This window comes from Gemmatimonadota bacterium, assembly GCA_016209965.1.
GTDB lineage: Bacteria > Gemmatimonadota > Gemmatimonadetes > Longimicrobiales > RSA9 > JACQVE01.
In genome coordinates this window covers 1-25,205 of record JACQVE010000283.1, presented here as the reverse complement: position 1 = coordinate 25,205, position 25,205 = coordinate 1, and the positions used below count along the sequence as shown (strand labels likewise).

At 70.0% G+C, this 25,205-nt stretch carries 25 protein-coding genes; 19 read left to right on the top strand and 6 right to left on the bottom strand.

Translation table 11 applies throughout. From position 1 onward, the window contains the following. The first annotated feature begins 102 nt into the window (after positions 1–102). The 14 genes from HY703_11350 (at position 103) to HY703_11285 (ending at position 14,766) form a co-directional block, all read left to right on the top strand. A complete protein-coding gene (locus HY703_11350; GenBank protein MBI4545783.1) occupies positions 103–1,092 on the top strand; it encodes a carbohydrate kinase family protein in 990 nt (329 codons plus the stop codon). Further along, complete coding sequence (locus HY703_11345) at positions 1,089–2,006, top strand: sensor histidine kinase (GenBank protein MBI4545782.1); 918 nt, start codon at positions 1,089–1,091, stop codon at positions 2,004–2,006. Before HY703_11350 ends, HY703_11345 begins: the two co-directional genes overlap by 4 nt. After that, a complete protein-coding gene (locus HY703_11340) occupies positions 2,003–2,584 on the top strand; it encodes a hypothetical protein (GenBank protein ID MBI4545781.1) in 582 nt (193 codons plus the stop codon). Before HY703_11345 ends, HY703_11340 begins: the two co-directional genes overlap by 4 nt. Before the next feature lie 111 nt (positions 2,585–2,695). After that, positions 2,696–5,203, top strand: a complete 2,508-nt coding sequence (locus tag HY703_11335) for an NTP transferase domain-containing protein (protein MBI4545780.1) — start codon at positions 2,696–2,698, stop codon at positions 5,201–5,203. Next, entirely contained in the window at positions 5,193–6,365 is a 1,173-nt protein-coding gene (locus HY703_11330) for an aminotransferase class I/II-fold pyridoxal phosphate-dependent enzyme (protein MBI4545779.1), read from the top strand. The genes HY703_11335 and HY703_11330 overlap by 11 nt, the downstream gene beginning before the upstream one ends. 153 nt (positions 6,366–6,518) lie before the next feature. Continuing rightward, positions 6,519–8,834: a penicillin acylase family protein gene (locus HY703_11325; protein ID MBI4545778.1), complete on the top strand. Its 2,316-nt coding sequence runs from the start codon at positions 6,519–6,521 to the stop codon at positions 8,832–8,834. Between the two features lie 3 nt (positions 8,835–8,837). After that, complete coding sequence (gene ypdA / locus HY703_11320; GenBank protein MBI4545777.1) at positions 8,838–9,815, top strand: YpdA family putative bacillithiol disulfide reductase; 978 nt, start codon at positions 8,838–8,840, stop codon at positions 9,813–9,815. 39 nt (positions 9,816–9,854) lie between these two features. Beyond that, a complete protein-coding gene (gene pruA, locus HY703_11315; protein MBI4545776.1) occupies positions 9,855–11,438 on the top strand; it encodes an L-glutamate gamma-semialdehyde dehydrogenase in 1,584 nt (527 codons plus the stop codon). A 92-nt stretch (positions 11,439–11,530) separates the two neighbouring features. Beyond that, a complete protein-coding gene (locus HY703_11310) occupies positions 11,531–11,761 on the top strand; it encodes a NifU family protein (GenBank protein ID MBI4545775.1) in 231 nt (76 codons plus the stop codon). A gap of 72 nt (positions 11,762–11,833) precedes the next feature. Continuing rightward, positions 11,834–12,955 carry an Mrp/NBP35 family ATP-binding protein gene (locus tag HY703_11305; protein ID MBI4545774.1) on the top strand — a complete coding sequence of 374 codons (1,122 nt, stop codon included), beginning with the start codon at positions 11,834–11,836 and terminating at the stop codon, positions 12,953–12,955. Further along, a complete protein-coding gene (locus tag HY703_11300; GenBank protein ID MBI4545773.1) occupies positions 12,952–13,191 on the top strand; it encodes a hypothetical protein in 240 nt (79 codons plus the stop codon). Before HY703_11305 ends, HY703_11300 begins: the two co-directional genes overlap by 4 nt. A gap of 31 nt (positions 13,192–13,222) precedes the next feature. Beyond that, positions 13,223–13,987 carry an SAM-dependent chlorinase/fluorinase gene (locus HY703_11295; GenBank protein ID MBI4545772.1) on the top strand — a complete coding sequence of 255 codons (765 nt, stop codon included), beginning with the start codon at positions 13,223–13,225 and terminating at the stop codon, positions 13,985–13,987. Positions 13,988–14,134: 147 nt separating this feature from the next. Then, positions 14,135–14,395, top strand: a complete 261-nt coding sequence (locus HY703_11290; protein ID MBI4545771.1) for a type II toxin-antitoxin system Phd/YefM family antitoxin — start codon at positions 14,135–14,137, stop codon at positions 14,393–14,395. Then, the gene (locus HY703_11285) at positions 14,392–14,766 is read left to right on the top strand and encodes a type II toxin-antitoxin system VapC family toxin (protein ID MBI4545770.1); all 375 of its coding nucleotides are present in this window, start codon (positions 14,392–14,394) and stop codon (positions 14,764–14,766) included. The genes HY703_11290 and HY703_11285 overlap by 4 nt, the downstream gene beginning before the upstream one ends. A gap of 184 nt (positions 14,767–14,950) precedes the next feature. On the opposite strand, the gene HY703_11280 is transcribed toward HY703_11285, so the two are convergent. From HY703_11280 to HY703_11260, 5 genes are read right to left on the bottom strand one after another with little or no spacing between them, the layout of a single operon-like run. Beyond that, complete coding sequence (locus HY703_11280; protein MBI4545769.1) at positions 14,951–15,181, bottom strand: hypothetical protein; 231 nt, start codon at positions 15,179–15,181, stop codon at positions 14,951–14,953. 11 nt (positions 15,182–15,192) lie between these two features. Then, positions 15,193–16,095: a hypothetical protein gene (locus HY703_11275; GenBank protein MBI4545768.1), complete on the bottom strand. Its 903-nt coding sequence runs from the start codon at positions 16,093–16,095 to the stop codon at positions 15,193–15,195. Beyond that, positions 16,088–17,374, bottom strand: a complete 1,287-nt coding sequence (locus HY703_11270; GenBank protein MBI4545767.1) for a hypothetical protein — start codon at positions 17,372–17,374, stop codon at positions 16,088–16,090. The genes HY703_11275 and HY703_11270 overlap by 8 nt, the downstream gene beginning before the upstream one ends. Continuing rightward, positions 17,355–17,999, bottom strand: a complete 645-nt coding sequence (locus HY703_11265; protein MBI4545766.1) for a zf-HC2 domain-containing protein — start codon at positions 17,997–17,999, stop codon at positions 17,355–17,357. The genes HY703_11270 and HY703_11265 overlap by 20 nt, the downstream gene beginning before the upstream one ends. A gap of 57 nt (positions 18,000–18,056) precedes the next feature. Continuing rightward, positions 18,057–18,647, bottom strand: a complete 591-nt coding sequence (locus HY703_11260; GenBank protein MBI4545765.1) for a sigma-70 family RNA polymerase sigma factor — start codon at positions 18,645–18,647, stop codon at positions 18,057–18,059. A gap of 257 nt (positions 18,648–18,904) precedes the next feature. Between HY703_11260 and HY703_11255 the strand changes: the two genes are divergently transcribed. Then, positions 18,905–19,642 carry a ubiquinone/menaquinone biosynthesis methyltransferase gene (locus tag HY703_11255; GenBank protein ID MBI4545764.1) on the top strand — a complete coding sequence of 246 codons (738 nt, stop codon included), beginning with the start codon at positions 18,905–18,907 and terminating at the stop codon, positions 19,640–19,642. A gap of 421 nt (positions 19,643–20,063) precedes the next feature. Here the strand turns inward: HY703_11255 and HY703_11250 are convergent, their stop codons facing one another. Next, positions 20,064–21,053, bottom strand: coding sequence for a DMT family transporter (locus tag HY703_11250; GenBank protein ID MBI4545763.1), 990 nt, complete (start codon positions 21,051–21,053; stop codon positions 20,064–20,066). Positions 21,054–21,176: 123 nt separating this feature from the next. Here HY703_11250 and HY703_11245 point away from each other — a divergent pair, with 123 nt between their 5' ends. The 4 genes from HY703_11245 to HY703_11230 form a co-directional block, all read left to right on the top strand. Further along, positions 21,177–22,256 (top strand): hypothetical protein, encoded by a 1,080-nt coding sequence (locus HY703_11245; GenBank protein ID MBI4545762.1) that lies wholly within the window; start codon positions 21,177–21,179, stop codon positions 22,254–22,256. A gap of 8 nt (positions 22,257–22,264) precedes the next feature. Beyond that, positions 22,265–23,239 carry an ABC transporter ATP-binding protein gene (locus HY703_11240; protein ID MBI4545761.1) on the top strand — a complete coding sequence of 325 codons (975 nt, stop codon included), beginning with the start codon at positions 22,265–22,267 and terminating at the stop codon, positions 23,237–23,239. Then, positions 23,232–24,278, top strand: a complete 1,047-nt coding sequence (locus HY703_11235; protein MBI4545760.1) for an ABC transporter permease — start codon at positions 23,232–23,234, stop codon at positions 24,276–24,278. Before HY703_11240 ends, HY703_11235 begins: the two co-directional genes overlap by 8 nt. A 5-nt stretch (positions 24,279–24,283) precedes the next feature. Further along, positions 24,284–25,205 (top strand): UbiD family decarboxylase (locus HY703_11230; GenBank protein MBI4545759.1); only part of this gene is annotated, 922 nt, incomplete at its 3' end.

Here is a 25,205-nt window from a genome sequence, read left to right as displayed (position 1 = left end):
GAGGAAGCGTGCCAGATCGTGTCCGGTCGGCTCCCCGGGACGGCCGGCGTGGTGGGCGCCGTGGCGGCGTTCAAACAGGAGAGGTACGGGGAAGTCTGAGCCATGCCGCGACTCGGGGTCCTCGGAACCATCGTATGGGACCGGATCTACGCCCGGGACGGCTGGCTCGCGCCAGTCGAGGAGTGGGGCGGGATCTCGTATGCGCTGGCCGCGCTGGCTGCGGCGCGTCCGCCGGAGTGGGAGGTCGTGCCCATCATCAAGGTTGGGAGTGACCTGGAAGGCGTAGCACTGCAGTTCCTGGGGCGCCTGCCGGGAATGGACCTGGAGACCGGGATCCGGGTCGTTCCCGAGCCCAACAACCGGGTCGAGCTCCGCTATCAGGACGGGGCGCGGCGTTGTGAGCGCCTCACCGGCGGCGTCCCGGCCTGGCGCTGGGCGGAGCTGGCGCCGGCCGTCGAGGGACTCGATGCTCTCTACATCAATTTCATCTCCGGATTCGAGCTGACACTGGAGACCGCGACTACGCTGCGTCTCGCCTTCCCTGGCGCGGTCTACGCCGACCTGCATTCGCTGCTGCTGGGCGTGGACGCGGGCGGCTACCGCGTCCCGCGCGTGCTGGCCGCCTGGCGAGAATGGCTGCGCTGCTTCGATGCCGTGCAGGTGAACGAGCAGGAGCTGGCTTGTCTGGCCGGGGCCTGGGGCGATCCCTGGCACTTTGCCGCCGAAGTCGTGGGTGACGAGCTGCGCCTGCTGCTGGTCACGCTGGGGCCGCGCGGGGCCGCCTACATCGCCGCCCCCGCGTTCCAGCCCGAGCCGCGCAGTTGGCGGACGCGCGGGCGGCTGCCAGGCTCCCGGGCGCTGGGCACGCCCGGCGCAGTGAGGAGCGAGCGGATCGGCCTGGACGCCCCCGCCGGGTACGGCGATCCCACAGGGTGCGGCGACGTTTGGGGCGCTACCTGCTTTGCCCGGCTGCTGAGCGGCCAATCACTCGAGGCCTCGGTTCGCGCTGCCAACCGGGCCGCGGCGCGCAACGTCGAGCATCGCGGAGCGACGGGGCTCGACCTGTTCCTGCAGGGGCGGATCGCGACGTGAACGTGCTCACCGTGCCCTCCTCCGTGGAGGAGCGGACCTTCGATCAACTGGTCGACGCGCTGCCGCAGCCGGCGGAACGCGTGCTTCTGGACGCTCGCCAGGTGCGCTGGGTGGACCCCTACGGCATGCTCGGGCTGCTCGCGGTCGGGGAGGTAGTGGCGCGTTCGGGCGAGCGGCCGCTGCTGCGGCTCCCCAATTCCGCCGAGGTGCTGAGTTACCTGACGCGCATGGATTTCTTCGAGCACGCCGACCGCGTTTTCGAGCTGCACGGCGGCAGCCGGCGCACAGTGGACAGCCCTTCCGATGTCCTGCTCGAGATCACGCCGGTGCGCTCCCATGGCGACATCCACACGGTCGTGGACCGGGTGAACCAGCGGGCGGTCACGATCCTGACGCGGCAGCTCCACTATCCGGGCAAGGAGGCGTTCCAGTTCAGTGTGATTCTTTCGGAAGTGTGCCAGAACATCGTCGAGCACGCGGAAGCGGGGTCCGGCGGTTGGGTCGCGACCCAGACGTACAACTGGGCACGCCGTCTGGGCCGCAAGGTCGTGGTGATCGCGGTCATGGACCTGGGCGTGGGCTTTCGCGGCTCGCTGGCGGGGCAGCACGCCGCTCGCTTCGGCGAGCGGTGGAGTGATGCGACGGCGCTGGAAGCTGCGTTCCTGCACGGGCTGACCCGCTTCCATGACCCCGGCCGCGGGCAGGGGCTGCAGCAGATCCGCAAACAGGTCGGACGTTGGGGCGGCAAGATTTCCGTGCGCAGCGGCACCGCCCGCATCGCGGACGTTCCGCCCTGGGATGACGCGCCGCAACTCGAGGAGCGGCTGGCGCCGTTCCCGGGCGCACAGATCTGCATTGTCTTGCCGGCTCGCCTGGACAGTTCGGCACCGGCCGCCACGGGCGGTGCCGCGTGACCGAGCACGACCGCATCGTGCCCTTGCGCTTTGACCTGTCGGCGCTGGTACGGCGCTCCGTGGCCACCCTCTACTCGCACCTCGTGACCCGGCCCACCGGTCAGGCCGTGCGCCTGGGCATCGAGAGCCAGATCGGCGAGCTCAACGGCGTGTGCGTTTCCATCCTGGACTTCACGGATGTCCTGGTCCTGGACTACAGTTGCGCGGACGAGGCAGTGGCCAAGCTGATCCAGCGCTATCAGCCGCGCGAGCGCGTGGTCCAGGCCTACTTCATCGCACGCGGCGTCGGCGACCGCCATCGGGAAGCTCTGGAAGCGGTGCTGGCGCGCCACAGGCTGGCGCTGGTCGCCGAAATCGACGAGCTGGGGTTCACGCTGCTGGGCGATGCCTCGCCCCTCGAGCGGGCGGCCTGGGCCGCGCTCGAGCGGCGAGGCGAGGCGGCCGCGGCGGAGATCGTGAGCGACGTCGGCGACGCCGCGCCCGATGTGCACGCCGCCCTCGAGTCCCTGCTCGAACGCGGCCTGGTCACGCGCCGCGCCGCGCCGCCCACCTTGCAGGCCCTCAGCTCTCTTATCTGATCTCCTGTCGGTTGCTCGCCTTTTGCCGGGGGCGTACGTTACGCGGGCACGGCGATTGCGCTGCCGCGCAACGCGTTCGGCCGGCCTCAGTTCTGCGAGGGAAGCGGGCGCATGAAAGGCGTGATCATGGCGGGCGGATTCGGGACCCGCCTCAAGCCGCTCACCATCAATCGGCCCAAGCCTATGGTGCCGGTGGCCAACCGGCCGGTCATGGAGCACATCATCGAGCTGCTCAAGCTGCACGGCGTCACCGACCTGATGGCCATCCTGTACTTCCAACCCGAGCACATCATCCGGCATTTCGAGGACGGCTCCCGCTTCGATGTGCGCCTGCAGTATGTCACGGCCGATGCCGACTACGGGACGGCCGGCGCGGTGCGCTACGCGGCGGAGCTCCTGGGCGGCGAACGGCTGCTGGTGATCAGCGGCGACATCCTGACGGACTTCGACTTGACGGCTGCGGTGGAGGAGCACGTCGCGCGCGGCGCCGAGGCGACCATCGTGCTCACGCCGGTCGAGAATCCACTGGCCTACGGCATTGTCATTGTGGACGCCAGGACCAGGCGAGTCGAGCGGTTCCTGGAAAAGCCCACCTGGGGCGAGGTCTTCAGCGACACGATCAACACGGGCATCTACGTCCTCGAGCCGGGCGCGCTCGAGCGGGTGCCCGCGGGCACCAGTGTCGACTTCTCGCGCGACCTCTTCCCCCAGATGTTGCGGGAGGACGCGCCCTTGTATGGCCACGTGGCCCGCGGCTATTGGCGCGACATTGGCAATCTCGACGACTACGGGCGCGCCCACGAGGACGTGTTCCGCGGACAGGTCCAGCTCTCGCTCCTGGGCGAGCGCCGCGAATTCGACCACTGCGTGTTGTGGGGCGAGGCCGGTAGCGCGGTCGCGCGCGACGCCAGCCTCTCGGGGACCGTGGTGCTGGGACGCGGCGTGCGCGTGGCCGCGCGAGCCGTGCTCGAGAACGTGGTCGCCGGCGCAGGGTGCGAGATTGCGGAGGGCGCGGAGCTGCGCAACGTGGTGTTGTGGGAGGACTGTCGCATCGGCGCGGGCGTGCGGGCGAGCGAGGTCGTGTGCGCGGGCGAGGTCCGCATCGGAGCGCGGGCACTGGTGCGCGAGAACACGGTGCTCTCGGACCGCTCCGAGGTGGGCGCCTTCGCCGTGGTCGGGCCCAACGTCAAGGTGTGGCCCGACAAAGTGGTGGAGGAGCGGGCCGTGCTCACGCACTCGCTGATCTGGGGTGAGGCGTGGGAGCACAGCCTCTTCCATGGCGCTCGGGTGAGTGGTGTGCCCAACTCGGAGCTGATGCCCGAGATGGCGGCGCGGCTGGGCGGCGCCTACGGCGCGATGTTGGGCCTGGGAGCCTATGTCATCACCTCCCGGGATTCGGATCGCGCTTCGCGCATGATCAACCGGGCGCTGGTCACGGGCTTCCTCTCGGCCGGTGTGAACGTCGAGGACCTGCGGCGCATGCCCATCCCGGTGGTGCGGCACGCCGTGAACCACGGCCGCGAGGCCGGCGCCGTCCACGTGCGGCGCTCCCCCTTCGATCCCAAGGTCATTGACGTCCTCTTCTTTGATGCGGACGGCCGCGACCTGCCGCCGGGGAAGACGCAGTCCATCGAGCGGCTGTTCACGCGCGAAGACTTCCCTCGGGCGGGCCCGGATGGTACGGGCGACCTGAACTATCCGACCCGCGTGGTCGAGGGCTACGGCGAGCATTTCCTCTCCGAGGTGGATCGGGAGCTCATAGCGGAGCGGCGCTTCACGCTGGTGGTGGACTTCGCGTACGGCACGACCGTGCAAGTGTTCCCGGAGCTGCTGGGCGCCCTGCGCACGGAGACGGTGAGCCTGGACGCGTACCCGGCGCCGGGCCGGCTATCGCGCAGTGACGAGGAGTTCGGCGAGGCGCTGAGCCGGCTGGGCGGGATCGTGCGCTCGATCAATGCCGAGCTGGGCGTGTGGATCGATCCGGGCGGCGAGGTCATCCACCTGGTGGACGACGCGGGGCGCACGCTCTCGCCGGAACTGGCGCAGGCCGTCCTGGTCGGGCTGGCGCTCGAGCATCTGGAGGTGCGCCGCGTGGCCATCCCGGTGACCAGCCCCGTGGCTGTCGCGGAGATCATCCGCTCGAGCGGCGCCGAGCTGTCCTGGACCAAGACCGAGCACCACGCCATGATGGCGTCGGCCACGGAAACGGACCTGGTGGCCGGGTCGCGCGGCGAGTTCATCTTCTCCCGCTTCATTCCCGCGTACGACGGCATGTTCGCGGCCGTGAAGCTGCTGGAAGCCCTGAGCCGTTCGGGTGTGCGGCTGCGCGAGGTGGCGGACCGCTATCCGCCGATCCACCTGCGGCAGGCGCGGATCGCCTGCCCGTGGGGCCGCAAGGGCGCCGTGATGCGACGGCTGATCGAGGCGACGGAGGGGCGGGAGCGGCAGCTAGTGGACGGGGTGAAGTTGTGGAGCAGCGAGCGGGAGTGGCTGCTGGTGATCCCGCACTCGCACAAGCCGTACTTCGTGGTCACGGCGGAGGGCGCGGAGCGCGAGGCCGCGGAGCGCCTGGTCGCCGAGTACTCGGAGCTCATCGAGAGGTGGCGCGATGAAGCCTGAAGAGCGCGCGGCGAGAGGCGCGGGCCAGTCCACGCGCGCGGTGCACGCCGGCGCGGCAAAGCCCGTGCCTGGCGCGCCGGTGGTCACGCCGGTCGTGCAGAGCGCCACCTTTTACATGGACGCGGTGCCGGAGGGAGAGGTGCTGTACACGCGCTACGGCACCAACCCGAACCATCTCGTTCTGGGCCGCAAGCTGGCCGAGCTGGAGCGCGCCGAGGCCGCGATCGCGCTGGGCAGCGGCATGGCCGCTACCTCCCTTACCCTGCTCTCCTTCCTGGGCGCGGGTGATCACCTGGTCGCGGCCAGCGCCCTCTACGGCGGCACGACCCAGTTGTTGACGCGGGAGTTTCCGCGCCTGGGCATTGAGACCACGTTCGTCGAGCTGGCGGGCGACTGGGCGGGCACCATCCGGCGTCGCACCCGCGCGCTACTGGTCGAGGTGCCGTCCAACCCCACGTTGCGCGTGCCGGACATCCGGGCGTTGGGCCGACTCGCGCGCGAGAAGGGGCTGCCGCTGCTGGTGGATGCGACCTTTGCCACGCCGGTCAACTTCCGCCCGCTCGAACATGGCGCGGACGTGGTCATCCACAGTGCGACCAAGTACCTGGGCGGCCACTCGGATCTCACCGCAGGCGTGGTCGCGGGGCCAAAGGACGTCATCGAGGAGGTGCGGCACAAGCTGAAGAGTTTCGGTCCCGTGCTGGATCCGCATGCTGTCTGGCTGCTCGAGCGGGGGATCAAGACCCTGGTGGTGCGCGTCGCGCGGCAGAACGAGAACGGGCTGGCACTGGCCGGCTGGCTGGAGGCTCATCCGGCCGTGGTAGCGGTGCACTACCCGGGTCTCGAGAGCCACCCGGAGCATGCAGTCGCGCGCGAGCTGTTCCAGGGCTTTGGCGGCATGCTGAGCCTGGTTGTGCGCGGCGGCGATGAGGCGGCATTGCGGGTGATGAGCCGATTCCGGCTGGTCTGCGTGGCGCCCAGTCTGGGCGGCGTCGAGACGCTGGCCTCCATGCCGCGCTTCACCTCACACATTGGGCTGAGTGCAGCCGAGCGACACGCCCTCGGCATTGCCGACGGCTTCATCCGCCTCTCGCTCGGGATCGAGGACGCGGAGGACTTGAGGGCTGACCTGGCCCAGGCATTGGACGCGGAGGCTGCGTGAGGGGCGAGGGCCGCTTCGACGACCGCCGCCGTGGCGCCTGCCCTGCTGCACGCAGCAGCCCCGCCTGCCCCCGATGGACCGGCCGGCGGCGGGGCAAGCCTGAGGCAAGCCTGAGGCTCCATTCCTGTTCCGGCTTCCTGACGGAGGGAAGTGATGCGACCGAAGATCCTGATTGTGGCGGCCGTAGCGACCTCTCTCCTAGTGCTCGTGGTGGCCGCGCTGCTGTGGTACCTGGGCTCAGCCGGCCGCGACCGGGAGGGTCAGGTGCGGCTCGCGCGGCTGCGCGGCCCGGTCGAGGTGTGGCGCGACTCCCTGGGCGTGCCCCACGTCTGGGCCAGCTCACTCGAGGACCTGCTCTTTGCCCAGGGCTATACGCATGCGCAGGACCGCCTCTGGCAGATGGAGCTGCTGCGCCGGGTCGCCGAGGGCCGGCTGGCCGAGCTGTTCGGCGAGCGCGCACTGGACAGCGACCGGTTCCTGCGCACGCTCGGCTTGTGGCGGGCGGCTGGGGTCAATGAGCGGCGGCTCACGGCCGAGGAGCGCAGGCGGGTCGAGGCCTACGCGGCCGGTGTCAACGCCTGGATCAGCGGCCGCCGCGGCGCACTGCCGCCCGAGTTCCTGCTCCTCCGCATCCAGCCGGAGCCGTGGCGCGTGCGGCATTCCCTGGCCATCGAGAAGGTCATGGCCTGGGATCTCTCGCTCTACTCGCTGCAGTCGAATCTAGCGCACGCGGTCCGGCAACTTGGCCCGCAGAAAGCCGCCTTCCTGCTGCCCGACTACCCCGCCTGGGGCGCAACCATCCTGCCGGGGCCTCGGCCGCCGCAGATCCCGCCCCTGGCGGCCGCGATGCTGGACGCGGCGAGTCTGGCCCGCGCCTCCAACTCGTGGGTGATTGCCAGCAGCCGGACCCGCAGCGGCAAGCCGATCCTGGCCAACGACATGCACCTGGCGCTTCGTGCGCCCAGCCTGTGGTACCTCATGGCGCTGCACGGGGACGGCATCGACGTAGCGGGGATGACCATACCCGGGACGCCGTTCGTCATAGCCGGGCACAACCGCGCCATTGCCTGGGGCTACACCAATGCCATGGTGGACGACGTGGACTTCTTCCTCGAGCGAGTGGATCCGGCCGACCCCTCCCGTTACCTCGTGCCGGGCGGGAGCCTGCCCTTCCAGGAGGCGGCGGAGACGATCCGGGTGAAGGGTCGGAGTGCCCCGGTGGTCGAACGGCTTCGGCTGACGCGGCACGGCCCGCTGCTCGACCGGGTCGAGGAGCGGAGCGACAGTGAGCTTCTCGCCCTGCGCTGGATCGCCCACGACTCGTCGGACACGTTCCGCGCGATGGAAGCCCTCAATCGGGCGTCTGACTGGCAGGAGTTCCTGCGCGCCCTGGAGGACTTCGACAACCCTCACCAGAACGTGATCTATGCGGACACGGCCGGCCATATCGGCTACATCATGGGCGGGCGCGTGCCCCTGCGCGGCGCGGGGAAGACGCCGCCGCTCCTGCCGGTGCCCGGGTGGACCGGGGCATGGGACTGGAACGGCGAGCTGGGCCTCGAGCGGCATCCGCGCGTGCTGGATCCGCCGCAGGGGTACATCGTGACGGCCAACAACCGGCAGGCGCCAAGCGGAGTGGCAGAGCTGATCAGCACCTACTGGATGGAGCCGTTCCGCGCCCTGCGCATCACGGAGCTGGTCGAGGAGGGCGGGCCCCACGACGCCGCGGCCGCGCATGGCATGCAACTGGACGTGCGCGATGCGCTGGCCGTACGCTACCGGGCGCACGCGGTCGAGGCGGCCGAGCGTGCCGGACTGGTCGCGGCGGCCGAGCTGCTGCGGGAGTGGGATGCGCGGGCCGATGCGGGATCCCGAGCCGCTGCGCTGTTCTACGTCTGGTACGAGCGGCTGGGCCTGGCCGCCGCTCGCTCGCTTTACGGCAAGGACGGCGGCTGGTTCCCACGCGAGGCCGTGAACGGCATCCTTGAACAAGCGGCGCTCCCCTGGGTAGTCGAGGACGGGGCCGCGCGGTTCCGCGAGCTGGCCGCGCGGGCCATGGGTGAGGCGGATTCCATCGCGCGTGGCAAGAAGTGGGGCGAGCTGCACCTGGTTGTGGCCGAGCACCCGCTGGGATCGCTGCGGGGGCTGGGCAGATTCTTCAACGTGGGCCCCGTGCCTCAGGGCGGCTCCCCGACCACAGTCAATGTGAGTCACTATGACGGCAGCCGCTTTCCTGTCCGCGCCAGCTACGGGCCCAGCCAGCGGCACGTGGTGGACATGGCCGATGTGGATGGAGCGGGCGGCTTCCTGATCCCCACGGGCCAGTCCGGCCTGCCCTTCAGCCGCCACTACCGCGACCAGTTCGCACGCTGGCGCCAGGGCGGGCTCTGGCGCATCCCGCTGGAGCGGGAGCAGGCCCGCAGCCGCGTCGTCCAACGGCTGGTCCTCGAGCCACTAAAACCGGAGTAAGAAGTGGAGGGTGTTCTGGATCTGGCGGTGGTGGGCGCAGGGCCGTGCGGCCTGGGCGTGGCCGTGGCCGCGCGGCAGGCGGGCCTCGAGTGCGTGCTCTTCGACAAGGGGTGCATCACCGGTTCGATCGCCGCCTACCCCACCTACATGACCTTCTTCTCGACCGCGGAGAAGCTCGAGGTGGGCGGCGTCCCCTTCATTGTTGCCGCGGACAAGCCCACGCGGCTCGAGGCGCTCAAGTACTACCGCCGCCTGGCCTCGCACTTCGGGCTGCGGGTCCACCAGTACGAGGAGGTCCTGGACATCGCGGGCCAGCGGGGCGCCTTCACGCTGCGCACCCGGCGGCGTGAGGGCTCCGCCGCCAGCTACCTCGCGCGGCAGGTGGCGATTGCCACCGGCTACTTCGGCCGGCCCAACCTGCTGGGCGTGCCGGGTGCCGAGCTGGACAAGGTGACGTACTACTACCGTGAGGGGCACCCTTACTACGACCAGGATTGCCTGGTCATAGGGGGCGGCAACTCGGCAGTGGAAGCGGCGCTGGACCTCTACCGCTGCGGCGCGCGCGTGACGCTGCTCCACTTCGCGGACCGCCTGGACCGCGGCGTCAAGCCGTGGGTGCTGCCGGACATAACGAACCGGCTCGAGAAGGGTGAGATCGCCGCGCGCTGGCAGGCGCGCGTGCAGCAGATCCGGCCGGGCGCCGTGATCCTGCGCTCCGAGATCGAGGGCGCCGAGGAAGAGTTGAGGAATGACTGGGTGTTTGCCATGACCGGGTTTTCCCCCGATCCCGGTCTCCTGCGGCGCCTGGGTGTGTCCATCGACCCGACTACCGGCATACCGGCGCACGATCCGCAGACTATGGAAACCGACGTCTCTGGCATCTTCATTGCCGGCGTGATTGCGGCAGGTCACGACGCCAACAAGATCTTCATCGAGAATGGCCGCGCGCACGGCCCGCGCATCGTTGAGTCGCTGTGCTAGCCGCGCCGGCGGCCGAGCCGCTGCATCTGGAGGTCGAGCATGCTTCCCGAGTTTCGCAACGAGCCACCCACCGATTGGAGCGATCCGTCCAATGTCCGGCGGATGGAAGAGGCGCTGGCGAAGGTGCGGAGCGAGTTGGGCCGCACCTATCCGTTGCTGATCGGCGGCCGCGCCGTCCAGGAGGGCGAGACCTTCACCTCCCACAACCCGGCTGTGCCCGAGCAGGTGGTGGGCCGCTTCGTGCGCGCGACCGTCGAGCACGCGAAGGCGGCCGTGGCCGCGGCGGACCAAGCGTTCCCCGGCTGGGCCCGCACGCCGGCCGAAGAGCGGGCCCGCTGTCTCTTGCGGGCGGCCGCGGCCATGCGCCGGCGCAAGCACGAGCTGGCCGCGTGGCAGGTCTTCGAGGTGAGCAAGAGCTGGGTCGAGGCCGATGCCGACGTCGCCGAGCTCATCGATTTCGCCGAGTACTACGCGCGCCAGATGCTGGGTCTCGCCGCGCCTCAGCCGCTGGGTGCCTCTCCAGGCGAGGAGAACGAGCTGCGCTACATCCCGCTGGGGGTGGGCATCGTCATTCCGCCCTGGAACTTCCCGGGCGCGATCATGGGCGGCATGACCCTGGCCGCGCTGGTGGCGGGCAACACCGTGGTCCTCAAGCCGGCCTCGACTTCCCCTGCCATCGCCGCCCAGTTCGTACGCATCATGACGGAAGAGGTGGGACTGCCGCCGGGTGTGCTCAACTTCCTGCCCGGGCCCGGCGGCGCGATTGGTGATGCGCTCGTTGACCATCCGCGCACCCGCTTCATCGCCTTCACCGGCTCGCAGGAAGTGGGACTCCGCATCTTCGAGCGAGCCTCGAAGGTCCAAGCGGGCCAGCTCTGGCTGAAGCGGACGATCCTCGAGATGGGCGGCAAAGACGCGATCATCGTGGACGAGACGGCCGATCTCGATGCAGCCGCGGACGGCATTGTGGTATCGGCGTTCGGCTTCCAGGGGCAAAAGTGCTCGGCCTGCTCGCGGGCGATCGTGGTCGAGAAGGTGTACGACGCGGTGCTGAGACGCATTGTCGAACGGGCGCGCCAGCTCGAGGTGGGCGATCCCACGGACCCGTCCACCTTCATGGGTGCCGTGGTGGACCGCTCGGCGTTCCGCAAGATCCGGGAGTATATCGAGATCGGCAAACGGGAGGGCCGCCTGGTACTGGGCGGCGAGACGCAGGAGGGCGGCGGCTACTTCATTCCTCCCACCATCATCGCGGACCTGGCGCCTGACGCGCGCGTGGCACAGGAGGAGATCTTCGGGCCCGTGCTCGCCTTCATCAAAGCCCGCGACTTCGAGCACGCGCTCGAGATCGCCAACGGCACAGTGTACGGCCTGACGGGCGGTGTCTACTCCCGCTCGGCCGAGCGACTGGCCCGGGCGCGGCAGGAGTTCCACGTGGGCAACCTGTACTTGAACCGCAAGTGCACGGGCGCGCTGGTCGGCGTGCAGCCCTTCGGCGGGTTCAACATGTCGGGCACGGACTCGAAGGCGGGCGGGCCGGATTACCTGCTGCTCTTCACGCAGGCCAAGTCCATCACGGACCGTTTCGCGACTTCGGCGCCCACGCCCGAGCGCCCGTGGTGAGCTGCCATCCTCAGCCGTTGACTGGGAGTGGCGCGGCGCGGTAGATTGCGGCAAGGCTGGAAATGTTTGTGAGGCAAGGAGCAGCGAGCCGGATGACCACACGGCAGAAGATCGAGGAGGTCCTGGAAGGGATCCGTCCCGCGATCCGCTCCGATGGCGGGGACCTCGAGTTCCTCGAGTTCCATGAGGAGGAGGGGCTCGTGCTGCTGCGGCTGATCGGCGCATGCCATGCCTGCCCCATCTCGGACATGACCTTGAAGCAGGGGATCGAGCGACGGCTGCAGATGGCGGTGCCGGAGGTGCGGGCGGTTCAGGCCGTTTGATCGGGGTTGCACCGGCTCCCTGGGACGGCCGGCGCCCCTGGGGCGCCGGCCGTCTTGCGCGAAAGGAAGAGGATGGCAGTAGACCGCGAGGCGTTGCAGCGGCAGGTAGCGGAAGCCCTGATGCGTGTACACCACCCGGCCACGGGCGCGGACATCGTTGCCGCGGGGAAGGTGCAGGAGCTGCGGGTGGAGGAGGACGGGAAGGTCCGCTTCCAGTTCGCTCTCGAGCCGGAGGACCCGGGCACGCTGGTGCGCGAGGCGCGGGCGGCAGCCGAGGCGGTGCCGGGCGTCCTTGCGGTGAAGATCGATGTGAAGCTGCCGCGGGCGCCGCAGCCGGCGCGGGCACAGGCGCAGCCGCGGGTGCTCCGCCCGCACTCCGTGCCCGCTCCCAAGCCGGAGCCCGATATCGCCGCGGGGATGCGGCGCGTGGTGGCGGTGAGCTCGGGGAAGGGCGGCGTGGGCAAGTCCACCGTAGCCGCCAACCTGGCGGCGGCGCTGGCGGCCGCAGGTCGCCAGGTCGGCCTTCTGGACGCCGACATCTACGGGCCGGACATCCCGCTGATGTTCGGCGAGCGCCGGCGGCCGCAGGTCACGGGCGCCAAAGGGCAGGAGAAGATCGTGCCCCTGGACGGGCACGGCGTGCGGCTCATGAGCCTGGGCTTCCTGCTCGATGACGAGCAGCCGGCCATCATGCGGGGGCCCATGGTCTCCGGCATTCTGCGCCAGTTCCTGGAGCAGGTCGAGTGGGGGCAGCTCGATTACCTGGTGGTGGATATGCCACCCGGCACAGGGGACGCCCAGCTCTCGCTGGTCCAGACCATCAATCTGGATGGCGCGGTGATGGTGACCACGCCGCAGGACATTTCCACCGGCGATGTGCGGCGCGCGATCCGCATGTTCGAGCGCGTGCGCACGCGCGTGCTGGGCGTGGTCGAGAACATGAGCGGGTTCCAGTGCCCGCACTGCGGCCAGGCCGTGGACATCTTCGGGCTGGGTGGCGGGCGCCGACTGGCCGAGGAGATGTCGCTCCCGTTCCTGGGCGCCGTGCCGCTGGACGCGGCCGTGCGCGTAGCCAGCGATACGGGTCGGCCTACGGTCCTGTACGCGCCGGATTCGGCCGCGGGGCGGGCATTCCGCGAGATCGCGGAACGGCTCGCGGCCGGCGTCGAGGACGCCGTGCCGGCACGCGCGTGAGCGTGCCTGCCCGCGAGGAGCTGTCCGCGCTGCCGCTGCACGTCGTGTTGCGCGACTACCCGGAAACGCTGGCCGTGCTGCGCCGCTTCGGCGTGAACCTGCCCGCGCACGGCGGCCAGCCGCTGGCAGCGGCTATGGAAGGCGATCCGGCGCCGCTGCTCGATGCCCTGGCCGAGGTGCTGGCCTGGCGCGGTCAGCCCAGGCCGCACGGAAGCGCGCCTGCGCCCGCACCGTAGGGGCGCCCCGAACCCCAGATCTGCCGTCCCCGTGACCCGCATCACCCTGCTCACTGACTTCGGCGCCGCCGACGGCTACGTGGCGGCCATGAAGGGCGTGATCGCCAGCCTGGCGCCCGACGCGCTGATCGATGACGCGGCCCACGACATCCCGCCGGGGGACGTTCACGCCGCTGCCTGGGCGCTGGCAGCGTACTGGCGGCTCTATCCGCCCGGCACGATCCACCTGGCGGTCGTGGACCCCGGCGTGGGGAGCGAGCGCCGCGCGCTGGCCGCGGCCGTGGAGGGACGGTTCCTGGTCGCGCCCGACAACGGCGTGCTCTCCCGAGTCCTGGACGAGGCTGCGCCCGAGCGGGTGGTGGCGCTGACCAACCCCGTGTTCTACCGGGACAGTGTCTCGCAGACCTTTCACGGCCGGGACATCTTCGCGCCGGTGGCCGCGCACATCGCGCGCGGCACGCCGCTCTCCGAGCTGGGGCCGCCGGTCTCTGACCCGGTGCGTCTCGAGCTGCCCCGAGCCCGGCGCACGGAGAGCGGCGCCAGCGGCGTCGTCGTCCACATCGACCGCTTCGGCAATCTGATCACCAACATCCCCGGGGAGTGGGCGGCGCACGCCCGCAGCATCGAGGTGGCCGGCCAGAACGTGGGCCCGCTGCGGCAGGCCTATGCCCAGGCTCGCTCCGGCGAGTTGCTCGCCATTATCGGCTCCGCCGGCCTGGTCGAGATCTCGGTGCGCGACGGCAGCGCGGCCGCGGTGCTCGCTGCCGGCAGGGGAACGCCCGTCGTGATCGAGTAGCCGACACGTCTTGCCTGCTGGAATAGTGCCGCACAAACCCGCAGTCCTGGAACCGCAGCCCGTGACGGAACCCGAGGCGTAGGGGCCGCTTGATAATCACCGCTGCGGCCGCTATGATTGACCAAGTAGACCAAGCAGGAGGGCCAGGTGGCGAAAACGGTTAACCTCTACCAGGCGAAGACCCAGCTATCGAAGCTGGTCGACGAGGCCTCGGCCGGACAGGAGATCATCATCGCGAAGGCGGGTAAGCCGAAGGCGCGACTGGTACCGCTGGAGAAGGTTCAGCCCCAGCGGAAGCCGGGGGCGCTGAAGGGACAGATATGGATTGCCGACGATTTCGACGATGACCTGCCGCCCGAGATTCTCGTGGGATTCCTGGGCGAAGACGAAACTGATAATCACGCGTGAAGCTGCTCCTCGATACGCATGCATTCCTCTGGTGGAGCGAGGGGAGCCCGCGGCTGAGGGCTGAGGCGCGGCGCGCAATAGCCGGCGCGGAGATCGTGGTCGTTAGCGCCGCTTCGGCCTGGGAGGCGGCGATCAAAACTGCGCTGGGCAAGCTCAGCATCCGAATCCCGTTCGAACAGGCCGTCGAGATCAACGCCTTCAAAGAGCTACCCATCGCTTTCGCGCACGTGGCGGGAGTGACGGGCCTCGCCCCGCACCATCGTGATCCGTTCGACCGCATGCTGATCGCGCAGGCCTTCGCCGAAGGGCTGACGATCGTCACCCATGACCGACGCTTCGAGCCGTACGGGGTCCCGGTTCTCTGGACGTGAAATGTGGCCAGGCCGCCGCCAATCGTCGATGGCGGCGGCCCGGCAGGTTTACTCTGAGCGCTGTCGAGGGGCTCCGGACGACAAGCGTCGCTCAGGCTGACAGACCGCTAACGAGTCCCTCGATATCGAGCCGGGCCTCGCGCGCCTAGCCGGCGAGCACGGCCAGGGTGCAGGTGGCGACCGCTCACTCGTCGCCCAGCCACTTCCGCTGCGCCGCCCTCAGCCGCTTGTGCCGCGGCGCGAGGAAGCGGACCACCAGATAGCCCACCAGCACGATAGGCGCGACCTTGAAGAGCAGGAACCCTGCTACGGCGAGGGCGACCGAGAAGATGGCGCCGATGATGGCCATGACGATTCCCACGGCAATGAGGACCACCAGGCCCGCGAGCAGGAATGTCAGGAGCGAGGCAATCATATCGACCTCCCTCAGATCGAGTTGAGCGAGCCGACCCACCGGACCGCGATGGCGCCGAAGGCCGCGTCGATCTGGATGGTGAGCCGGTGCTTGGCGTCGTTCCAATCCTGGGAATAATAGCTGTTGCCGCGCTTGACCAGACCCTCCGGATCGAAGGAGGTGAGGAAAGTGTCCCGGGTGATTTGCAGCCCCAGGCCGTGGGGCACGTTCAGCGTAAGCGAGCCGACGCCCATGTCGATGTCGGCCGTCATGTCCCCGCGCCACTCGCCCGTGAAGTCCAGCAGGATGTCGCCCACGCCGCCATCGAAGGTGAGCCGCTCCGCATTGGCGTTGCCCAGCCCGAACACGCGGAAGGCGGCCGCGCCGGCCTCCAGCTCGACGATCCGGCAGCGCTCCGGGTTGGGCTGCGAGAAGCGCAGCACCGTCTCGCTGGCCCCCGTCGAGACCTCGAGCCGGCGCACGCGCAACCCGCCCAGCTCGATGTTGGCTTCCACGGCGCCGAACTTCAGGTCCAGATCGAGCGGCGCGTCGGGACCCAGCGCGAGATCCAGGCGGGAGGCCCTGTGGCCGCGGATCTTGACGCCGTTCCGGCCCTTGAGTCCGAGCCGCAGCCGGCCGTCGGCATAGGCGGTGACGGGCTGGAAGACGTCCGCGTCATAGCTCAAACTTGCCCGATAGAGCGCGCCCTTCGCCCCGGGCTCGATCCTGAGCCGACCAGCGCCATACTCGACAGCCACCCCGAGCTGCTCCTGCCCCGCGAACTGGCGCATGGTCGTTACCGTGCGCACGTCCTGCGCGCAGAGCACACTGGCACTGAGGAGCGGCGCCAGCGCCAGGGGCAGCAGGCCACACAGCCTGCGGGGATGGATCGGCGGCCGAAAGCCACCGTATTGGTGAATTCGACCACTATACATTCGTGTCCCCCGCAAAGGCATCACCCGCGCCGGCAGCGGTGCCCTCGGTCAGGGGCCGGGTGCCGCCGCGTGAGAGCAGGACGGCGCCAAAGCCGATGGTGAAGGCTGCCCAGGTGAGGACGACCCCCAGGAACATGAGTGTGCCATGCACAAAGCCGAGCCACGGCCCCGCCATTTCCACGACATGGCTGCCCAGGAACAGAGCCAGGAGAAGAGCGAGGCCCGTGAGCATGTAGTAGTAGGAGTTGGCGCGCTTGAACCAGTCGCCGCCGTGGAACCGCCGCTCCGCCAGCGCCTCGCCTGTGGCGTGGGCGACGCCGAGGTAGCCGAAGGCGCAGGCCAGAATAAACGCCACGGGGAACAGCGGCACCCATACCAGCAGTGCCGGAATGCCCACAATCGAGATGGCCAGTGCCACCGTGCCCAGGATGAACACGGGCAGCACGAGGAAGGAGCCGGCCAGGCCGACGAGCCAGGAGCGGAGCGTCGCCTGGCGCGCGGTGTCGGCAACGGCTTCGAGCTGCCGTCCGCCGAAGAAGACGGCGGCAAAGCCGAGGCCGACCAGGACGGCGTAGATCATGAGCAGGGAGAGGATGCCGGCCACGCCGCGGGCAATGTGGCGGAAGGGGTTCTGCCACCAGCTTTGCCGGCGCTCGCGGAACTCCTTCTCCAGCTCCTGCCGGATCTCGCGCTGGATCTGCGCCCGATCAATGCCGAAGAACTCGTCCGCATCCGCCTCGATGTCCGGTTCCTCCTCGTCGCCGCCGAGCCTGCGCTCCAGCTCCTCGATCCGTTGCTGCAGGCGAGTGAGCGTATCGGAGGAGGGGACCTGCGAGAGCTCCCCGGCTGCGACGGTCCGAGTGCCGACGGCGGCCTCGATCGCGGCATCGAAGCGCCCGCCGGGCCCTTCGCCCGCCGGTGGATCCCAGGCGGCGAGAAGCTGCGGCAGCTCCGTGCTGGGCGTGACCATGGCGCGGTTCAACAGCTCGCGCCACGACCGGTCCAGTGCGCCGCCCCGGGGGACGAAGCCGATGTCTCGCCCGTTGACCAGCCCCCGGCCGTCGCGCACCGCGATCTCGAGCTGGCGGCCGCCCTGCAGCTCGAGTGTCAGCTCGGCGGCGTCCCGGGAAGTCTCGATCTGACTCGAGAGGATACCCGCCGGCCGTCTCGCCTGAGACGCGGCTTCCTGTGCGGCCAGGGTTGCGGGCGCCGCGGCCAGCGCCAGCGCCAGCGTCACCAGCCGGTGCGCGGCAGTACGCTTAGAAGCAGTAGGTGCCATACGTGCTACCCCGCGTAGGCGAGCGGAACAGGTTGTGGTACAGGACCCAGATGGAGATCAGGGTGACGGTCGCCAATGCGGCGATGACCAGCCCGACCTTGTCCAGTGCGCCGGTGGCGGCAACGGCCCGAATCCCGTTGGCCACCCACAACGTCGGTTGGCTGCCCAGGAACATGTCACCCGCGCGCTCGGCAAGCGCAAGCAAGGCGGTGCTAGCCCGGCCGCGCAGGAACAGCCAGAGCCCCTCGAAGGTGAGCCAGGGCGTGGCCAGGATCCAGGCGACAACACCGCCCACCAGCAGCACCGGAAGCGCCAGGAACGCCGTGGCCACGGCCCAGCCGCCGGTGGTCCGGGGCACGAGGCGGTCCAGCCAGTCGAGCAGCCGATCGACCAGCGGTACGCGGGCATGGACCTGCGCCAGCACGCGATCGGCGAATCCCGGCGCGGGCGCGAGTCGCGGCAGCGCTGCCAGCGCCAGGAACAGCGCCTGCCACTGCACTGTCGCCGCGCTGCAGCGCGCGCACGCCTCGAGATGCGACTCGAAGAGCCCGCGCTCCGCAGGCGAGAGCGCCCCCTCGGCGTAGGCCTGCATCCGCTTGGGGCTCAGGTGCTTTCGCTCAGTCAAGCTGTGCACTCCGCGCTCGGGTCCAACCTTCCTTACGCACGCTCACCCGCTCGGGTTTCAGCCATAGAGGTGACCGAGCCGCTTGCGTAACTCGTTACGAGCCCGGTGGATGTAGGTCTTCACCGTGCCCAGGGGCACGTCCATGATCTGCGCAATCTCCTCGTACGGCCGGCCCTCGACGTGCCAGAGCACGATCGCCGTACGGTACTCGGGCCGCAGCCGCGCGATGGCCCGCTCGATCTCGGCGCCCAACTCCTGACTGGCCGCGTGCTCCTCGGGCGTGGGGCCCGCCGCCACCGCCGTGAGCGTGCTGGCATCCAGTGCCTCCGCCGTCTCCGCATGGGGCGAGCCTTCCAGCGAAAGGGTGTCCACTTCCTTGCGCCGCAGATGATCGATGGCCGTGTTGTGGGCGATCTTGAAGATCCAGGAGCTGAACTTGTAGGACGGGTCGTAGCGCTCCAGCGCATTCAGCACCTTGATGAAGGTGTCCTGGGCCAGGTCTTCGGCCTGCTCGCGATTCCGGACCAGCCGGTAGATGAGGGAGAAGACGGGCCGCTCGTAGCGGCCGATCAATTCGCGAAATGCCGCTTCCTGCCCCGTGCGGGCGCGGGCGACTACATCCTGATCGGAAAGAGTTTTGTACTCCACACGTCCGCGTGCCCGCGCCCGGGGCGGCTGGCCACGCGCCCGTGCGTGGACCCCGGGGGCCCTCGTCAGGGCGGATGGGCGTGCTGCGCCCCGCCCCGCGATGTGGTTTTCCTTACGGCGCCGTGCGGTTCGGGTTTCACCTTGGAGTTGCCCGGCGGCCGGAGCGCGGCTAGCTTCGGCCCGCCTGCGCTGCTGGTGCCCCATTGTACGCAACAAGAGACGCTGGCGCGATGCCGCGAGCCAACCTTGATCCCGGCATTCTGCCGCCGCCCGCCGAGAAGGCCGCCGCCGTGCGCCGACTGTTCAATGCCATCGCGCCACGGTACGACCTGCTCAACCACCTGCTGAGCCTGAATTTTGACCGGCGTTGGCGCCGGCGGGCCGTGGCCCGGCTGCTGGATGGGGGGCGGGGTGGCCCCACCAGAGGGGGATCGGGTACTTCGGGGCTCTACCTCGACGCCTGCGCTGGTACGCTGGACCTGGCAGTCGAGCTGGTGCGGCAGGCCGGCACATGCGCAAGGGTCGTTGCCGCTGACTTCTCTCTCCACATGCTCCAGTGCGGAAGGCGGAAGCTCTCTGGCGGAATGATCCGCTTGGCCTGTGCGGACACCTTGCGGCTGCCCTTCCCGGATGGACGCCTTGACGCAGGCATTGTCGGCTTCGGCGTGCGCAACCTGGCGGATCTGGATGCGGGGCTGCGCGAGCTGGTCCGGGTGCTCCGGCCGGGCGGCCGGCTGGTCGTGCTCGAGTTCGGGATCCCGACCGGCCGGCTGTTCCGCCGCCTCTACCTCTTCTACTTCCGGCGACTGCTCCCCTGGATCGGCCGGCTGGCCTCAGGCCACCAGAGCGCCTACAGCTACCTCCCCGCCTCCGTGCTCGAGTTCCCGGCGGCCGAGCCTCTCGCCCGGCGGATGGAGGGCGCGGGACTGGAGCGCGTGCGCTGGGAAAAGCTGACGGGCGGGATCGCGACCATTCACGTCGGGGAGAAGCGCTAGGGCTGGGACGAAGCCGACAAAACGAGGTCCACTCGTCCACGGTGCCAGGCTTCCAGAATTGTTCCCGGGACTCCGCCGAAGAAGAAGCCGGAGACCACGACGTTCGGGTCGAGTACGACTCTCACGCGCGGTCTCGCACTGCCTTGATCGCCTTTTTGACGTCCGCCTTCCTGAGCCCCGCTCGCTTCGCGGCTCTGCGAGCGCGTCCGACGATCTCGTCGAACTCGGCCATGTCCGCTTTGAAGCCGTGCTGGGGAAAACCCGACGTACGGATTCCAGCGGGGGAGAGGCAAACACGGGTGCCGCCAGAGCGTCGTCCCGCACGCTTAAAGGGCAGTGGGTTACCCGGCTTGACGGGCACGCTGTCCGCCCTCTCTCTCCCCGGCAGTGAAATTCCGTGGGTAGGCACCGAAGGTGTGTCTTAGCGCGCGGCCGCCAGCTCCTGCTCCCGCTCCGCCGCCGCCGCGCCTGGTGGCTGTGCGGCCTCGCGCCAGTAGCCGGCAGCCACGCCCCCGACGACCATGAGCAGCCCCAGCCAGCCGGTGAGCGTGAGCCGCTGGCTGAGGAAGGCCAGCGCCAGCAGTGCGCTGACCACGGGCTCGATGCTGGCGGCAACCGCGGTGGGCGCGGCGTCGATGCGGCGGACCGCGGCGAAGAAGCAGAAGTTGGCCAGGAGTACGGAGCCGATGCCCAGCCCCACAATGTAGATCCAGCCGGCCGTGGAAGTCGCGGGCGCGGGCGCGTGCCCCGCTAGCGGGAGGAAGAGCGCCAGCATGGCGGTCCCCCCGGCGAGCTCCAGGAACAGCACCCTGGCCGCCCCGTAGCGGGGCACGGCGAAACGGGCGAGCAGCGTAGTGCCGGCGTAGCTGGCGGCGGCCAGCAGCCCGCCCAGGACGCCGACGGCGCGGGACGTGCCCGCGGCGTCGCCCGCACCGTTCTCCCCCCCGGCGTACCCCCCCACGGTGAGCGCCACGCCCACCATGACCACAAGGGCCAGTCCCACGCGGGTGGGTGTCAGCGCCTCACCCAGCAGTGGCCGCGCCAGGAGCGCCACCATGATGGGCGCGGTGTAGAGCAGCGTGGCCGCGCCGGCCACGCCCGCGCCGGCAATGGCGAACTGATAGGCGACCTCGAAGAGCGCGACCAGGACGCCGCCGCCGAGCCCCACCAGCAGCAACCCGCGGCGGTCGATATGGAACAGCTCGCGACGCAGCACCCCGTAAATCAGGAAGCCAAGCGTCGCCAACAGGATACGCCAGAAGCCCACCGCCGTCAGCTCTGCGCCGATGCGCTGGAGCGCGGTGCTCAGCGCTCCCGTTGTGCCCCATAGCGCGCCCGCGCCCAGGGCGAAGAGGTATCCGGGGAGCGTGGCGCCGGCAGCGGCGCTGCCTGCCCGTGCGTGCTGGCTCATGCGCTTTTTCGGGGATCGAGAGTGCGGCAGCGCAACCCGGAGACCATAACATCCGGTTGCCAAACCGGCTACCGGACGGCATCTTCGCGGGGTCAGTAACCGCGCTCAACCCGGGAAAGGCGTATGGAAGAGCTGATTCGCGCGTGGGACGGCGAAAGCGTCGTGGTCCGCTACGACCGTCCTTCCGGTGCCTGGATCTTCATTGCCCTTCATGACCGCAGCCTGGGGATGGCCATGGGCGGCTGCCGGATGAAGGTGTACGGCAGCCCCTCCGAAGCGCTGCGCGACGCGCTGCGCCTGGCCCAGGGCATGACCCTGAAATGGGCGGCCATCAACTTTCCCTTCGGCGGTGGCAAGGCGGTGCTCGCCATCCCCGGGCCGCTCGGGCAGGAAGAGCGGGAAGGACTGCTGCTGCGCTTCGGCGAGATGGTGGAATCGCTGGGCGGCGCGTACGGCACGGGCGTGGACCTGGGCACCACGCCGGCCGACATGGGCATTGTGGGGCGCCGGACCAGCCGGGTGTTCGGCCGCTACCCCGAGGAAGGTGGCGCCGGCGACCCGGGGCCGTGGACCGCACTGGGCGTCTTCGCGGGACTCGGCGCGGCATGCGATCGCGCCTTCGGCACGGCGGGCCTCGAGGGCCACAGCGTGCTGGTACAGGGAGTGGGCGACGTGGGTGCGCCACTCGCCCGGCGGCTGGCAGAGGCCGGCGTCAGGCTGCTCCTCTCCGATGCGTTGCCGGACCGCGCCGCGGGGCTGGCTCGCGAGCTGGGCGCGGAGGTGGTGGCGCCGGAAGTGGCGTACGACACGCCCTGCGACGTGTTCGCGCCCTGCGCGATCGGCGGCATTCTGAACGCGCGCAGCATTCCGCGCCTGCGCTGCCGGGTGGTCGCCGGCTCGGCCAACAACCAACTAGAGGACGCGGGCGATGCCGAGCGCCTGCACGAGCGAGGCATCCTCTACGCCCCGGACTTTGTGATCAATGCGGGTGGCGCCATCGCGCATGGCGCGCTCGAGGTGCTTGGCTGGAGCCGGGAACAGGTCGAGGCACGCGTGCTGCAGATCGGCAGCGCGTTGGGCGAGATCCTGGATGACGCCGCCCGTCATGGCGAGTCGCCGCTGCACGAGGCCGTGCGCCGGGCGGAGCGGGTGCTGGCCGCGGCACAGAGCAGTGCCGGCGAGGCGATGGCGCCGGTCGGATAAGTGGGATGATGCGAAGTTCTCTGGCCAGCGCGGCCTCCGCTGGTGCGGCGCCGGGCGGCGCCGCGCTCGAGTGCCGCGGCCTGGTCAAGCGCTATGGCGACGTCACCGCCGTGGCCGGCCTGGACCTCGAGGTTCAGGCCGGCGAGTGCTTCGGGCTGTTGGGTCCGAACGGCGCGGGCAAGACCACCACCATCGAGGTGCTCGAGGGGCTGCTCGAGCCGGACGAGGGGTCGGTCCGCGTACTGGGCCGGAGCTGGGATCGCGAGGCGCGGGAGCTGCGGCAGCGGCTGGGGATCCAGTTGCAGGAGACGCGGCTGCCGGAGAAGCTGACCGTAGAAGAAACGATCCGGCTGTTCCGGAGCTTTTATGGACGCGGCCCGTCGGTCGGCGAGGTGATCGACGCTGTGCAGCTCGCGGACAAGCGCGGCGCCCGGGTAGGCCGATTGTCGGGCGGGCAGAAGCAGCGGCTGGCCGTGGCCTGCGCGCTGGTCGGCGAACCTGACCTGCTCTTTCTGGACGAGCCCACCACCGGTCTGGATCCGCAGTCGCGCCGGGCGCTCTGGGAGCTGATCGAGGGCTATCGCGCCTCCGGACGCACCGTGCTGCTGACCACGCACTACATGGAGGAGGCGGCACGGCTTTGCGACCGGGTGGCGATCATGGACCACGGCCGCATCCTGGCGCTGGGCGCGCCCGCCGAGCTCGTGGCCTCGCTGGGCGCCGAGCACGTGGTCGATTTCACGCTGGCCAACGGCGCTGCGTCCCCCGACGCAAGCGAGCTCCAGCGGCTGCCGGGTGTCACGGGAGTCCGCACGCTGGCGAGCCGTGTCTCGCTCACCGTGCGGGAGGTCCACACTGCAGTGCCGGCGCTGCTCGAGGCGCTCGAGCGTCGGGGCGCGGCGCTGTCCAGCCTTAGCACGCACCACGCCTCGCTGGAAGACGTGTTTGTGACCCTGACGGGCCGGCCGCTGCGCGATGAGTAGCAGGCTGGACACGCTGCCGCTGGTGCAGCTCACGCTGGTCAGGCTGCGCGAGTTCGGGCGCGAGCCGGAAGCCGTATTCTGGACGTTCTTCTTCCCCATCCTGCTGGCGGTCGCGCTGGGCATCGCGTTCCGCAACCGCGGCCCGGAACGGATCCACGTGGGCATCGAGGCGGGCCCGGGGTCCGCACAGGTTGCGGCGGCGCTGGCATCTGCCGACGGCTTTGCCACGCGGATGGTCGAGCCCGCGGGTGCCCGGGAGGCGTTGCGCCGCGGAGAAATTGCCTTACTGGTTGTGCCCGCGGCGGAGGGGGTCACCTATCACTACGACCCCACCAGGCCGGAAAGCCGCCTTGCCCGGCTGGCCGTGGACGACGCGCTGCAGCGCGCGGCCGGCCGGAGCGATGCGCGGCCGGTGATGGACCTGAGGGTCACGGAGAAGGGGAGCCGCTACATCGACTTCCTGATCCCCGGGCTGATCGGGCTCAACTTGCTGGGCACCGGGCTTTGGGGGGTGGGCTTCGCCCTGGTCCGTATGCGCACGGGGAAGCTGCTCAAGCGCCTCGCCGCCACGCCCATGCGCCGGGCGGATTTCCTGCTCTCCTTCATGCTGTCACGCCTCGTCTTCCTGGCCGGCGAGCTGGCCGCGATCCTGCTCTTCGCCCGCCTGGTCTTCGATGTCAGTGTGAGGGGTTCCCTGGCCGGGGTGCTGCTGATCTCGACGCTGGGCGCGTTTGCGTTCACCGGGCTGGGCGTGCTGGTGGCCAGCCGCGCGCGCAGCATTGAAGCCGTGCAGGGGCTGATGAACCTGGTGGCTGTGCCGATGTGGGTGCTGTCGGGAGTGTTCTTCTCCTCCGACCATTTCCCGGCCGCCATGCAGCCCTTCATCCGCGCCCTGCCGCTGACCGCGCTGGTGGACGCGCTGCGCGCCGTGATGGTTGAGGGCGCCGCCCTGGTGGCGACCGCAGCCTCGCTGGGCATCGTGCTGGCCTGGGGCGTGGGCTCGTTTGCTGCGGCGCTCGCCGTCTTCCGCTGGCGGTAGCCGCCATGGCTGCCAAGAACCTCCGCGCCTTCCTCGACGACCTGGACCGGCAGGGCGAGCTGGTGCGCATCACCGAGCCAGTCGCCGCGCGCCTCGAAATCGCGGAGATCGCGGACCGCGTCATGAAGCAGCCGGGCGGCGGCAAGGCGCTGCTCTTCGAGCACCCCCTGCTGGACGACGGCAGCCGCAGCGAGATGCCGGCGGCTATCAACCTGTTCGGCTCCTGGAAGCGCATGGCCATGGCTCTGGGCGTCAGCGACGTTAGCGAGCACGGCGAGCGCATCGCGCGGCTGCTCCAGCCGGAAGTCCCCGAAGGGCTCTGGGCCAAGGTGCAGATGCTGCCCAGGTTCGCGGAGCTGGCGCGCGTGCCGCCCAGAGCGCACCGCGGCAAGGCCCCGTGCCAGGCAGTGGTCCTCGAGGGCGACGCGGTCGATGTCCGCCGACTCCCCGTCCTGACCTGCTGGCCCGGGGACGCGGGGCCGTTCATCACCCTGCCCATGGTCATCAGCCGCGACCCCGAGACCGGCGTGCAGAACGTGGGGTGCTACCGCATGCAGGTGACCGGGCCTCGCACCACGATGATGCACTGGCAGCGGCACAAGGGCGGGGCCGCGCACTACCGCAAGCACCGGGCGGCGGGGGTGTCTCCTATGGCCGTGGTCGTGGCGCTGGGCGCCGATCCGACCACCATGTACACGCCCACCGCGCCCCTGCCCCCCGGGATCGACGAGTACCTGTTCAGCGGGTTCCTGCGCCGCGAGCCGCTTTCGACTGCGCGGGCGCTGACCTGCGACCTGCGCATCCCGGCCGAGGCTGAGATCGTGCTCGAGGGGTACGTCGACCCCGCCGAGCCCATGCAGCTCGAGGGGCCGTTCGGCGACCACACAGGCTTCTACACGCCGGCCGATTACTTCCCCGTCTTCCACG

Coding starts and splice junctions, on each gene's coding strand:
- HY703_11350 (MBI4545783.1), top strand. CDS start 103: ATGCCGCGACTCGGGGTCCTCGGAACCATCGTATGGGACCGGATCTAC.
- HY703_11335 (MBI4545780.1), top strand. CDS start 2,696: ATGAAAGGCGTGATCATGGCGGGCGGATTCGGGACCCGCCTCAAGCCG.
- HY703_11330 (MBI4545779.1), top strand. CDS start 5,193: ATGAAGCCTGAAGAGCGCGCGGCGAGAGGCGCGGGCCAGTCCACGCGC.
- HY703_11325 (MBI4545778.1), top strand. CDS start 6,519: ATGCGACCGAAGATCCTGATTGTGGCGGCCGTAGCGACCTCTCTCCTA.
- pruA (MBI4545776.1), top strand. CDS start 9,855: ATGCTTCCCGAGTTTCGCAACGAGCCACCCACCGATTGGAGCGATCCG.
- HY703_11310 (MBI4545775.1), top strand. CDS start 11,531: ATGACCACACGGCAGAAGATCGAGGAGGTCCTGGAAGGGATCCGTCCC.
- HY703_11305 (MBI4545774.1), top strand. CDS start 11,834: ATGGCAGTAGACCGCGAGGCGTTGCAGCGGCAGGTAGCGGAAGCCCTG.
- HY703_11280 (MBI4545769.1), bottom strand. CDS start 15,181: ATGATTGCCTCGCTCCTGACATTCCTGCTCGCGGGCCTGGTGGTCCTC.
- HY703_11275 (MBI4545768.1), bottom strand. CDS start 16,095: ATGTATAGTGGTCGAATTCACCAATACGGTGGCTTTCGGCCGCCGATC.
- HY703_11270 (MBI4545767.1), bottom strand. CDS start 17,374: ATGGCACCTACTGCTTCTAAGCGTACTGCCGCGCACCGGCTGGTGACG.
- HY703_11250 (MBI4545763.1), bottom strand. CDS start 21,053: ATGAGCCAGCACGCACGGGCAGGCAGCGCCGCTGCCGGCGCCACGCTC.
- HY703_11245 (MBI4545762.1), top strand. CDS start 21,177: ATGGAAGAGCTGATTCGCGCGTGGGACGGCGAAAGCGTCGTGGTCCGC.
- HY703_11240 (MBI4545761.1), top strand. CDS start 22,265: ATGCGAAGTTCTCTGGCCAGCGCGGCCTCCGCTGGTGCGGCGCCGGGC.
- HY703_11235 (MBI4545760.1), top strand. CDS start 23,232: ATGAGTAGCAGGCTGGACACGCTGCCGCTGGTGCAGCTCACGCTGGTC.